Source organism: Bacillus sp. KS1 (assembly GCF_020075515.1).
Classification (GTDB): Bacteria; Bacillota; Bacilli; order Bacillales; family Bacillaceae; genus Bacillus; species Bacillus velezensis.
This window is the reverse complement of sequence record NZ_JACAWW010000015.1, coordinates 510,351-523,773: the sequence shown is the minus strand read 5'-3', so window position 1 is coordinate 523,773 and position 13,423 is coordinate 510,351. Positions and strand designations below refer to the sequence as shown.

Below are 13,423 nucleotides of genomic sequence, written 5' to 3'. Positions count from 1 at the left end.
TCCCACTCCTCTCTCATTTAAATGCTTTCCAGAACATTTTTTTCGCAGGAAGCTCTTGTTTCTCCGCCGGTGCGTCAGGCTCTTTTACCAGAGCCTTACGTCTTAATGACGGTACCGGCAGCGGCTTTCTTTTCATTCGGGTATCTTTTTCTTCCCAAGCTTCCAGAATGACGTGGGCGTTCGTTCCGCCGTCGGCAAAGCAGTTGATGGCTGCTGACGGTCTGGCTGCATCCCATTCGCCGGCTGTTTTATGAAAATTAAAATCTGTCTTTGTTATATCAAAGTGCGGCATCGGTTCGTCTCCTGAGAGAAACGGAACCGTTTGTTTATGCTTCAGCATTAATACGACTTTAATGAAACTTGCGATGCCTTCTGCGCAAAGCGGATGCCCGATGTTTGGCTTGATTGACCCGATGCCGAGCGGAACATGCTGACCTGAGCGGTATACGGATTGAATCGCCTTCAGCTCAAGCAAATCAGTCACCGCGGAACCCGATCCGTTTGCTTCGATATAACTGATGTCTTCCGGCTTTTTGCCGCTTTTGAAAAGCGCGCTTTGCATGACGTCTTTTTGCGCCTGCATATTAGGAGCTGACGGACCTGCCGTTCTGCCGTCATTGTTCATGGCGGCGGCCTTAATGACCGCGTGTATCGTGTCGCCGTCTTTTTGCGCCTGGCTTACTGTTTTTAACAGCACCATGCCGACGCCTTCACCGAGGACAACTCCGCCTGAACGCTTGTCAAATACGTGAAATGCCGGTTTTTCGTTTAACAGCCCGCGCTCTTGGAACATCCGGTGCGCCGCATCCGTGTTCAGCAGGCTGACGCCGCCAACTACCGCCGCTTTGATATCACCGCTTCTCAGTGCCTGAACGGCCATGTTCATTCCTGTCAAAGCCGATGAACAAGCCGTATCAAGCACGATGCTCGGCCCGCGCAGATCAAAAAATTGCGAAACGTTTGCCGCTAAATAATTCTGCCCGCCCGCAACGATCGGGTTGCGGGTATTCGCAAGAATTTCAGGATCAGGCTGATGCTGGCTGCGGCCTCCGATATACACACCGGCTTCTATGCCCTTGATTTCTTCACGGGTATAGCCCGCATGGCACCAAAGTTTCAAGCTCTCTTCCAACACCGCCAACGCCTGAGGGTCCATCGCTTTCGCGTCGTTTTCCGGAATGAAAAAGAATTCGGAATCAAAGTGATCCATATTGTCAATCAATCCCGCAACGTATTGATTTGCATATCCGAAACGTTCCGCCGGGACGGAGCCGATTGCGGACCTGCCGCTTCTCAGCAAGTCCCAATATTGGTCTAACGATTCCGCTCCCGGAAAACGGCAGCTCATTCCGACGACGGCAATGTCTTCAGTTACGGCATCACGCTTTTGTTCAGTGTGAACCGTTTGTACGGCAGCCGGAACCAACATTTCTGTATCAGGTTCCTCCCTTTCTGCAAGCAGCGGCTGCCCATTGGATACAAGCCATTCGGCAAACGCGTCGATCGTCGGATGTTCATATAAAACAGACGGATCTAAGTCCTCTTTGAGCGCTTGATTCATTTGCTGTAAAAGCTGCGCTAAAATGATCGAATCAACCCCGTAATCCTGAAACGGTTCGTCTGTTTCCAGTTCTTCCGGAGCGATTTTCAGCTCATCGGAAAACAGTTTCACAAGCCACGCCTTCGTATCAAGAAGCAGGTCTCTGTCTGAATGTTTTTCCGCGGCTTTGCCGTTTATTTCGGCTTTTTGTGTTTTCACTTGACAGAGCAGCCTGTCAGGATGCCATTCGCTCCGATCAACGATAGCCGGCAGAACGGACGGGCGGATGTTTTCAGATAAAATGCGGTCCAGCAAGTCAAGTCCTTCCGCGTTGGACAGTCCCAGCAGCCCGGTCTGCTTCAGGCTTTCTGTGCGGACTTCACCTAATCCGGTTTCCTTCCAGTTCGGCCATTGAATGCTGACCAGCGGATATTGATGCTGATGAGCCGCCGCGAAATAATCCATGTACGCATTTGCCATCGCATAATCCGACTGTCCCGCCGCGAGCGCCGGAACGACTGCAGATACTGAAGAAAATAAGACAAAAAATTGCAAAGGATCATTTGTGAAAAGGCTGCTTAATGTTTGAAGCCCGGCGACTTTCGGTTCAAGCACTTCTTGTATGTCGTCGGCAGTCTTTCTGATAAACGCCGGATTTAATGAATTAACCGATCCCGCACAGTGAATGACACCGCCGATCGGTCCCATCGTGCGCCGGATTGTTTCAATTTCCGCTGCCGCCGCATCATGATCAGACAATTTCAGACTGATCACCGCCACTTGCACTCCTTTTGCTTCGAGCTCTTCAATCGCCCGGATCTTCTCTTTCAGCCTCGTATTAACGGCTGACCGTTCATGACGGGGAGGAATCGGCTCCCTGCCTGTCAGCACTACTTTTTTCACCCCGTGTTTTTCTGTGAAATGGCGGGCGCATAAGAGACCCAGTCCCCTTGTGCCTCCGGTAATGAAAAGCACATGGTCTTCAGGAAACGGTGCGGGCTTATGTTCTGCTCGCTTCCTGCTTGGAATCTCCGTGAATAAAGCACGGTATCTCTGTCCGTTTCGGCGGCAGATTTCCGGTTCTGTGCTGTCCGCCGAAAATTCATCTGCAATCTGTTTGGCAAGCGCCTGCTGATCCGTATCTGTATCGGCATCCATGTGTCTGGACGTCACGTTTTGATACTCATTTTGAAGCATTCTGTACAGGCCGCTTTTTGCCGCTCCTGCAAGATGAATCGTTTTCTGCTGAAATGGCTCCAAGCCTTTTGTTACATATAGCAGCGTCAGCGGCCGCGCTTGCCGGCGGCTTGTATCAATCAGAGTCTGGAGCCGGCTGATCCCTTCCAGTGAAGGGTCTTCGTCTCCGCATCCCGTCAGATCGATTACGCCATCTATGTGATTCCAATCGCTAGCTGCAGTGTCAGCGGAATCGGCCGGGAGAATGAACGAGTCAGCGAAATGCTTCGCAGTCTCTTCGGCAAGTTCCGCTGTTCTTGCATCAGCCAGAATCATGACCGTCCTGCCGCTTTTCTCACCGGCCGAATCGATCTCACACGGAACCCATTGCTTTTCTAAAAGCACAGCCTTGCACCGGTCTTCTGTTTCCTGCGATACGGCTTTCGGCTCAGGCAGCCAGTACGGCTCCTTCGCAAATGGGTAAGCCGGCAGACTGATTCTGCGGGGTTTTTCGCCTTGATAGAGTCTGTCCCAGTCCGTCTGAAGCCCTTTGGCCCACAATTCCGCTATTTTGGCGTATTTTTTCTTATCGAACCACGACCTGACAAGCTGCTTCAGATCATCGTCCGTTTCAAATGCTTTGATTTCTTTTTTTGCCGTTTTGATGTGGGCTTCATATATCCCTTCACCCGTATTTCCGTTTACAAAATCGGTTAAACGGCTGATCAGTTCTTCTCTCGAACCGGCTGTAACCGCAAGACGGTAATCCATCGCATCACGCCCGGTCTGAAGCGTGTATGCCATATCCGAAAGATTGATATTCTGATTGGCTTTTGCAAATTCGATCACAGACTCAGCATAGGTTTTTACCTGCGGCGCTTTTTTCGCCGACAGCACAAAAATGTTTGTCTCATCAGACTTGCGGCTTCCCCGGTCTTTCGGCTGATACTCTTCGATAACGAGATGAGCGTTTGTGCCGCTGTAGCCGAATGAGCTGACGCAGGCCCGCCGCGGTGCTCCGCCTGTTTCCCAAGGTTTAAGTTCGGTATTGACAAATAAAGGCGAGTCATCGAAATCAAAATGTTCATTCGGCGTGCTGAAATGAAGGGTCGGCACAAGCTGCTGGTGCTTCATCGACAGCAGAACCTTCTGGACGCTTGCTACACCTGCCGCCGCCGACGTATGCCCGATATTCGATTTAACCGAACCGATGGCGCAAAATTGTTTGCGGTCCGTTTTTTCCTTGAATACAGAAGATAAGGCTTCTAATTCAATCGGATCCCCCTGCTTTGTGCCGGTGCCGTGCATTTCCGCATAGGTGATGCTCTCAGGGTGGATGTTGTGCGCTTCATACACTTGACGCTCTAAATCCATTTGGCTTTTCGCGCTTGGTGCGGTAATGCCGTTGGTTTTTCCGTCTTGGTTAATTCCAGATCCGATAATGACTCCGTAAATATGGTCTTGATCGGCTTCCGCATCTTTCAGCCTCTTCAAAACGAGCGCCCCCGCGCCTTCGCCAGGCACAAATCCGTTCGCACTGTTATCAAATGCTTTACATTGGCCGTCAGGAGACAGCATTCCGGCTTCACACATGCTGATGTATGATTCAGGCGTTAAATACAAGGTGACGCCGCCGACAAGGGCCATGTCAATTTCATGATTCAACAGCGCCTGACGCGCCAAATGAGTCCCGACGAGAGATGAAGAGCATGCCGTATCGATCGGAATGGCCGGCCCTTTCAAATTGAGATAATAAGGCAGGCGGGCCGCCGCGATGCTGAAACTGTTGCCCGTCGCGCTTCCTCCTGTCTGATGTTTGTTTAACATCATTCCGTATTCATTGTTCATAATCCCCAAATAAACGCCGCAATTTTTTCCGTTTAATTCTTTTGAGCTGTAACCCGCATCTTCAAAGGCTTTAAAACCTTCCTGTAAAAATATCCGGTGCTGCGGGTCCATAAGTTCCGCTTCAGACGGAGAAATATTAAAGAACAGCGGATCAAACTCTTCAATGCCGTCAAGCATACCGATTGATCTGCAGTATACTTTGCCCTTCTTGTTTAAGGCCGGATCATAGTATTTGTTTACATCCCAGCGGGAAAGCGGGATGTCGCGGATAGCGTTTTTCGCATGGGCTAAGTTGTCCCAATATGCCTTTAGGTCCGGCGCATCCGGGTACTTGCCCGACATGCCGACGATGGCTATCGCGTCCGCTATCTCGTCTTTAGGCTCCCGTTTGGCCTGCACCGGTTCAGGTTCCTTTTGAACCGTTAATCTCTCCGGCTCGGCAGGTGTTTTCTCCTGCGGGGCGGCTTGCTGTGTAAGCGGCTTTGGACGTACGGGAACCGCCTGTTTTTTTCTGCCGCGGACGGACGGCTGCGTACGCAGAAAATCGGCAAATTGACGGATTGTCGGATAATCATACACTTTCGTTACGTTACAGTCCGTGCCGTACCGTTTATTGACGGCCTTTATCCATTCAAGACCGGTAATCGAATCCATACCGAGGTCAATAAAGGCCTCATCAATATCCACTTCATGCCGCTCCATGTACAATACATCAGCCAGTGCTTTTGATAACTCGTCATGCACCGCTTCAATCGGTTCTTCCGGTTCGGCGGAAGCTGCCGTTTCAGACATCGCCTCCAGAATATCCGCTTCTGCTTGTATCACATGCTGCTTATGAGCGTTTAAAGGCTGCAGCAGTATGTTTGACGGTTTTTTTACGGCCTCTGTTTTCTGCGGTTCGGCTGCTTCCTCAAGGATCGGTTCTGTCCCGAGCTCTTTTTGCAAGAAGGCCGCAAACTGGCGGATTGTCGGATAATCATATACTTTCGTCACCGTAAGGGACGTGCCGTACGCTTTATTAACGGCCTTTATCCATTCAAGACCTGTGATTGAATCCATGCCGATATCAATAAATGTGTCATCTGCGTCGATATCGTCGGCATCCATATATAAAACGTCCGCCAACCTTTCCGTTAATTCGGCACTTACTTTTTCAGCGGATACCACCGGACGGGAAGCAGACTGTACGGTTCTTTTCGGTTTCGCGCCGCTCAAAGGCTGCAATGAAATGTTTGACGGTTTTTCTTTGGCAGTCTCCTCGTGAAGAGTTGTTACTTCAATGACCGCTTCCGGGACGGCCGCCGGGGCGATCGGCGCAGACTGTGTGTCGGCCGGTTTTTTGACAGCTGAATCTGCTGATATGTCGATCCAATAACGGTCTTTTGCAAACGGGTAGGCCGGGAGACTGATTTTTTGCGGTCTGCCCATTTGATACAACTTATCCCAATTCAGCGGAAGGCCCTTCACCCAAAGCTCTAATACCTTTGCGGCTTTGCCTTTTTCAAGCCATGCCTCAATGGTTTTTTCCATGTCCTCATCAGCCGCAAACAGCGCCATCGTGTCTTTATTCTGTTTGACCTGTCCGCGGTAGAGCTGGTCAATTGACTCCTTGCCGCCCGTAAATTCGTCAAGCTTTTCTTCAAGCTCGCGCAAATTGCTGACAATCATTCCGAGACGCTCTTCCATCGGTTCACGGCCGATTTGAAGTGTATATGCGATCCGGCTCAGATCCGCTTCCCGGTAACGCCCGCTCCGCAGTGCATCAAGAAGACGTTCCGCCCGTTTTTGAAGCAATTTCTCATTTTTCGCGGAAAGGACGATCATCGACGGATGAGGCGCGGCAAAAGCCGTCTCCTTATCCTCATCAGCGGAATATTCTTCGATGACGATATGAGCGTTGACGCCGCCGGCTCCGAATGAGGAAAGTCCCGCGGTTCTCGGCAATTCCTTATCATTTATGACCGGTCTTTTCCACTCTTCAAGCGTCTGCTGCACTTTAAACGGCGTACTCGGAAAATCAATAATCGGGTTAAGCGTCCGGGAATGCAGTGACGGCGCAAGCTTCTTGTTTTTCATTTGCAGCAGCACCTTCGTCAGCCCCGCGATGCCCGCCGCGCTTTCACAGTGCCCGATATTGGATTTCGCTGAGCCGATAGAGCAAAACTGTTTATCTTGTGTTTGTTCTGAGAAGACTTTTGTCAGACCCGTGATTTCAATCGGATCGCCGAGTGAAGTCCCGGTGCCGTGGGCTTCGATGTAGCTGACCGCCCTCGGATCGGTTCCCGCGTCTTTTAACGCCTGTTTGATCACCGCGGCTTGGGCGTTCGGATTCGGTACGGAATACCCGTTTGTTTTTCCATCATGGTTCACGGCCGTTCCTTTGATCAGGCCGTAAATATGATCACCGTCCGCTTTTGCTTTAGAAAGCGGCTTAAGGAGTACGGCGCCCACTCCTTCACCGGGCACATAACCGTCTCCGCCTTCTCCGAAACTTTCACATCTGCCTTTGCTTGATAAAAATCTGTTCTGGCCGAGCATCAAATATTTATTCGGATGAACGGATACATTGACGCCCCCGGCAAATGCTGCTTCGCATTCCCCGTTCCGCAAGCTTTGGCATGCCAGATGAATGGCTGTCAAAGAAGAAGAGCACATCGTATCCAGAGCCATGCTCGGACCGTTAAAACCGAATACATAGGAAGCCCTGTTCGCAATTGATGACGGATTTCCGGTCAGCGCAAGCGATTTTCCGCGCGCCTGTTCTTCGGCTCCGTAAAGCTGATATTCCTCATACATGACGCCGACGTAAACACCGACATTGGCGCCAAGCAAATCACCCGATTTTTCCGTGAGCTTTTTGCGCGTGTAACCGGCATCTTCCATCGTTTCGTAGACACATTGCAGGAATAACCGCTCCTGCGGGTCCATCAATTTTGCATCCCGGGGCGAAATAGAGAAGAATTGCGGATCAAATTTGTCCACGTCTTTCAAAAATCCTCCCCATTTTCCGTACGTCTTGCCTGCTTTATTTTTATCAGCGTCGTAATAAAGACTGTGATCCCAGCGATCGTTTGGAATTTCGGTTATGCAGTCAGTGCCTTCACTCAAATTCTTCCAAAATTCCTGAAGATTTTCGGCCTGCGGATATCGTCCTGATATACCGATAATCGCGATATCTTCACGCTCCGTCAGCTGCTGATTTTTCCGCGTGTCTGGACGGACTTGCGCAAAGCCTTTTTTGCCTTCATTCCGTTTGGAAACGGACTTTACTTTCGCTTTCTCAGACAGCGCCGGTTTGGCTGCAGGGGTTTCTTCTGTTTTCATCCCGGTCACTTCCAGCAGCGTGTCCCGGTGTGCTTTCATAAAATACTGCGACAGCGATTCGATATTCTGGTACTCGAAAAACAATGTTTTTGATAATGAACCGAAGCTCTTTTCCAGCCGGCCCGTCAAATGCATAATCATAATCGAATCAATACCGTAATCTTCCATAGGCGCCTTGGCGTCAATTTTGCCGACAGGAAGTTTGGTCACTTCCGAAAGCACTTGTTTCAAGAAATGCTCCGTTTTTTCTGCAAGCATGTTCTCTCCGCCTGCTGTAAGACCTGCCGTTTCTTCCGTTTCGCTGTCCTTATCCGGCTGATCATCCGCTGATTTTTTCAGAAACGCCCGGATTTTTGCGGCGTAGCCTTCCGTCACCATGACTTGGGATGTGTTTGCCGCCCACCCGCGGTACAAAGCCTGAATGCCGTTTTCTGTTTGCATAGGGACCATGCCGCTTTCTTTTGTCAGCATGGCTTCCGTTTCAGCATCAACCGTCATGCCGCCGTCTTTCCAAAGCGGCCAGCAGATTGAAAGGGTGTGTCCATAGCGTTCATTTCGAGCTTTTTTACGGTTTCTTTTTTCACTGAAGGCGTTCATAAACGCATTGGCCATCGCATAATCAGCCTGGCCCGCGCTTCCGGCGCTTCCGGCTCCGGAAGAGAAAAGAATCAGAAAATCAAGCTCAATGTCCTTTGCCGCTTCATCAAGATGAACCAGTCCGGAGACTTTCGGCGCCAGTACATCACGGATTTCATCTTTGTGCTTTTTCAGAATATAGTTGTCTTTTATCGTTCCGGCGCTGTGTATGATACCGTTTAATCCGCCGTACTGCCGGCAGATGTCCGCTGTGAGCGATTGAACTTCTTGTTTTTCCGTCATGTCCATTTGTTTGTACACGGCTTGCGCGCCGAGATCGAACAGTTCTTGAAGCTGGGCTTTTTTACGGTTATCCAACAGAGAACGCCCCGTTAAAATAAGAACGGCGTCTTTTGCATGCCGGGCGATTTCTTTGGCGAACAAAAATCCGAGACCGCCTGCACCGCCTGTGATCAGATAAACACCTTTATCCTTCCACGGCTTTTCGGCGCCGAACTGTTCAAGCCCTGTTTCCTGCCATTGTGCCGTATAGCGCCTGCCGTTTTCATAGCGAATATGCTTGTCATCAGGATGAGCGCTGCATTCTTTTACATATCGTGACAGCGTGTCTGTCTTGACGTCCGGCTCCAATTCAATCAGCTGGCCGGTCAGGTTCGGGTTTTCAAGCGCCGCTGTTTTCAAAAGCCCCGTTAAGCCGCAAAGGAGCTGCGTATCCGCTTCTTGAGGCACGACAATCTGAATGAGCTCGCGCCCGCCGGAATTTGAAGCGAGGATTTTCTTCACTTCTTCGAACGCCTGAAGCGCACAAGCTTCAAACCGTTCGCCTTCACTCTTATGCTGATCACGGAGCACATGACAGCTGAAGTCTGTCTGTATGCTGTTCATTTGATCCGTAAACCGGTCAGATATCATCACGTGACGGGCTTTGAAATGGATCGGCGCTGCTTTTTCATGTACAGCGGCCTTCTCTTCCCATACGTGTTCAAAATATAGTGTATCTGTTTTATCCGTTTCAATTTCCCGTGCGGAATAACCAGTTATTTTCACACATACATTGCCTTGTTCGTCACACAAATCAATATCCAGCTTCTGCACGGCATCTTCAGGCTTGCTTTCGCCGCTGTACGCAATGGATACCCACATATCGCTTTTACAGCTTTTCAACACATCAATCTGTTCGAGAGCAAACGGCAGCATCGGGCGTATGTCAGTCCCGTCTCTGTCAAGCATTAACCCGATTGTCGCGTGGAAGGCCGCATCCAAAAGGCTGGGATGGAGGACAAACTGATCTTTTGTATGAGAAATAGATGACGGGAGTGAGAGCTTCGCGAGCACTTTGCTGTCTTTTGCATAGATTTCCGTGACCGCTTTGTGAGCATCCCCGTATTCAATCCCCATTTGTTTGTATGCCTGATAGCAAGCGTCAGGTGTGATCAGACGGCGTGACTCTCTTAATTTGTCAATCTCGATTTTGGCCGGTTCGCCCGCTCGGACAAACGCCGCGCTTCCTTGCGCATAGAGAACGGACTCTTGTTCCGAGGAAGCCGATTCACTGTAAACCGTAAATCCCATCTCTCCATTTTCTTCGTCATAAAGGCGGAGATACAGTTCTGCGGACTCATCCGCCGCTGTAAACGGACGTATCCATACGACATGTTTCAGACGGACTGTTCCTTCTTCCTTCGTTTCTGCCGCGTGTTCAACGGCCGCCCGAACCATTTCCAGATAAGCCGCGCCCGGTAACGTCCGCTCGTTTTTGACGACGTGATCTTTCAGGAAAAATTCTCCGCCGCTAAAAGAGGACCGGAAACGGACGCCTGACATGTTTGATACATTTTCATGCAGGAGCGGATGCAGCATGCCTGCATTTTTTTGCGGTAACGAATCTTTTTTCTCCGCATCGGGCACCCAATACCGTGTTTTTTCAAACGGATATGTCGGCAGGCTGATCCGATTCGGTTTGTTTTCACCGTATAAGAGATTCCAATCCATTGTTCCTCCGCCGGCCCACTTTTCGGCAATCATCTTCAGACTCCCGGAAGAAAGCCATTTATGTATCAAGTCCGGAGCAAGCTTTGCCTGTTTGCTTTTATCAGCTCGGTTCCGCCAGCACCCGCTGACCGTTTTACCCGCCAGAAAGCCTTTCAGCCGCTCTTTGAGCTGTGTCATATTCTGAGCGGTGAACGCAACCCGCTCCTCCATCTGTTCACGGCCGATCTGAAGTGTATACGCCGCATCCTCAAGCGGCAGGCCGGGATGAATAAATGCAGACAGCTTCTCAACATACTCTTTAAGCCGTTCTTCATTTCGGGCCGAAACCGGGAAAATGAATGTCTGTCCTTCCGCCGGTTCAGCATTTGTTCCGAGTGATTCTTCCGGAATAAATTCTTCCAGAATGAGATGCACATTTGAACCTGTCGCCCCGAAAGAACTGATCCCTGCACGCCGGGGATATACGGTTTCGTTTCCGTTTTCCTTCACTGAAGGCTGCTGCCACTCTTCGGTATGATGCTGGACGTAAAACGGTGATTGTTCAAAATCTAAATACGGATTCAGCTCCTCGGAATGAAGAGACGGCACCAAAGTTTTATGGTGAAGCTGCAGGGCAACCTTACTTAAGCCGCTGATGCCCGCCGCCGATTCCGCATGGCCGATATTGGACTTCACTGATCCGATCGAACAGAACTGTTTGTCCTGTGTGTACTGGCGGAACGCCTTGACAAGGCCTTGAACCTCAATCGGATCGCCGAGAGAAGTTCCCGTCCCGTGCGCCTCAATATAACTGACCGTGCGCGGATCGATGCCCGCTTTGTCCAGGCATTCTTCAATCAAATCAGCCTGCGCGACAGGACTCGGCACGGAAATTCCGCTCACTGTCCCTACGTGGTTGACGGCACTGCCCTTTATCACCGCATAAATCCGGTCTCCGTCTTTTACCGCCTCCCGCAGCGGTTTTAATAAAACGGCACCGATTCCTTCAGCCGGTACATAGCCGTCTCCGTCTTTCCCGAATGTATGACAAACCCCGTCTGTTGAAAACATGTCCCATAAACCGTATGTCAGATATTTATTCGGATGGAGCGACAAGTTGACGCCTCCGGCAACCGCCGATTCACATTCCCCGCGCCGAATGCTTTCCGCAGCAAGATGAACCGCAGTCAGCGAAGATGAACAGACCGTATCGACCGCCATGCTCGGCCCGTGAAAATTGCAAAAATATGAAACTCTGTTTGCGATCTGCGCATAATTAAGAGAAAGCGGGAATACATGATCTTCAGAAGAAGCTTCAGCCCCGACCAACGTATAATCCTTATGCATCACCCCTGCGAAGACGCCGACGCGCTGTCTCTTATTCCGTCCGCGCGCTTCTGCGAGCGACTTCGGCGTATATCCGGCATCCTCAATCGTTTCCCAGCATGTTTGTAAAAACAGCCGTTCCTGAGGATCCATTGTTTCAGCTTCCCGCGGCGTAATCCGGAAAAATTGAGGATCAAAGCAATCCGGATCATCGATAAATCCGCCCCATTTTGAAATGCTCTTTCCGGAAGGCGACTTTACATTTTCAAACCGGCGCCAGTCCCAGCGAGACTCCGGAATTTCGGTGACACAGTTTTTTCCTTCTTTCAGGTTTTCCCAGAATTCATGAATATTTTCGGCCTGCGGGTAGCGGCCGGCCATGCCGATAATGGCGATATCTTCATCTTGCGGCACACTGCTTTTCCGCCTTTTTTCTGTTTGCGTCTCAACCGGCTTCTCCATTTTTGCCGGAGACGCGCTGAAATGGCTCCCGTACTGCTCAGTCAGGAAAGCCGCCAGCTCTGCTGCCGTCGTATATTCAAACAGCAAAGTCGGAGAAAGGGTTTCGCCGATTTTTTCGCTGATCGTTTCGACGACGTCAAGCAGTCCGGACGATGTCAGCCCCATTTCATAGTAGCCGACTTGAGAATCAATCTGTTCAAGCGGCTTACCGATTTTTTCCGCCATCAGATTCATGACATACCGCTCTGCTTCCTCATGCGGGTGTCCACCTTCAAGCGATGCCGCAACTTCCGGTAAACCGGATTTTTCAGGAGACTTCTCAGCAGGCTTACGGTCTGTATTGATCAGCTCGGCATCCCGCACGAGCTTGCTTGTGAAATCTTTCAGCTCGGCTACTTTCCGGCCGGATGCGTTAAAAAACTCCAGTGTAATGTAAATGAGCTCCTTTTCCTGCCGAAGCGACGAACGTTTGATTCTCGTGATGCAGCCGGCCTGCAAAGGTTCGGAAGCTGTAAAAGATTCGTAGAAAAGAGGCAGAAACAGCCTCTTTTCCCCATTTAACAGCGAGGAGATCAATAGGTTTGCGCCGACGCCGCTTCCGTCAAGAAGAGTCGGATGGAACAAAAACCCTTCGGCCTGTCCCATCGCGTCTTTTCCGAGCGATACATCAAAGGTGACGCCGTCCCGCTCCTCAAACACTTCTCCTTCCGCTTTCATATATCCGCTGTGAACCAATTCCTGGGCTCTGCATTGTGCATACAGCTCATTTAAATCGATGGTGCGTTCCGCCTCGCGTTTGACAGAGTCAAGATCAAGCGTGTCACTGAAAACTGCGGGTGCCGTCTCGTGCATTTCCGCTTTGACGTAAATACGTTCTTCCGGCTGGACTCGGCCGCCGCTGACCACAGCCCCTTTTGCGGTAAGTTTCCAGCGCCCTTCTTTTACCTTTGTACATTCAACCGTAAGCTTGACGGCGCTGTCTTTTTTCGCGATAAGCGGCTGATATATGGATAAATGGCGCAGCTGAAGCCCGTCGTATGAATAGCCGCGCTCTTTAAAAATCTGATAAAACATATCAATATAAGCCAATCCCGGAAGGACTTTTTGTCCGTAAACGTCATGATGTAAAATAAACGGATTTTTCAGCGATAAAGTGATTTGCTTATTGAAGTTCTTCAC

Annotated in this window: 1 protein-coding gene; it reads right to left on the bottom strand. The window is 50.3% G+C overall.

Annotation, left to right across the window (positions count from 1 at the left end; all coding sequences use genetic code 11):
• Nucleotides 1-13: 13 nt before the first annotated feature.
• Nucleotides 14-13,423, bottom strand: coding sequence for a type I polyketide synthase (locus tag HWY38_RS09760; RefSeq protein ID WP_317986218.1), 13,410 nt, complete (start codon nucleotides 13,421-13,423; stop codon nucleotides 14-16).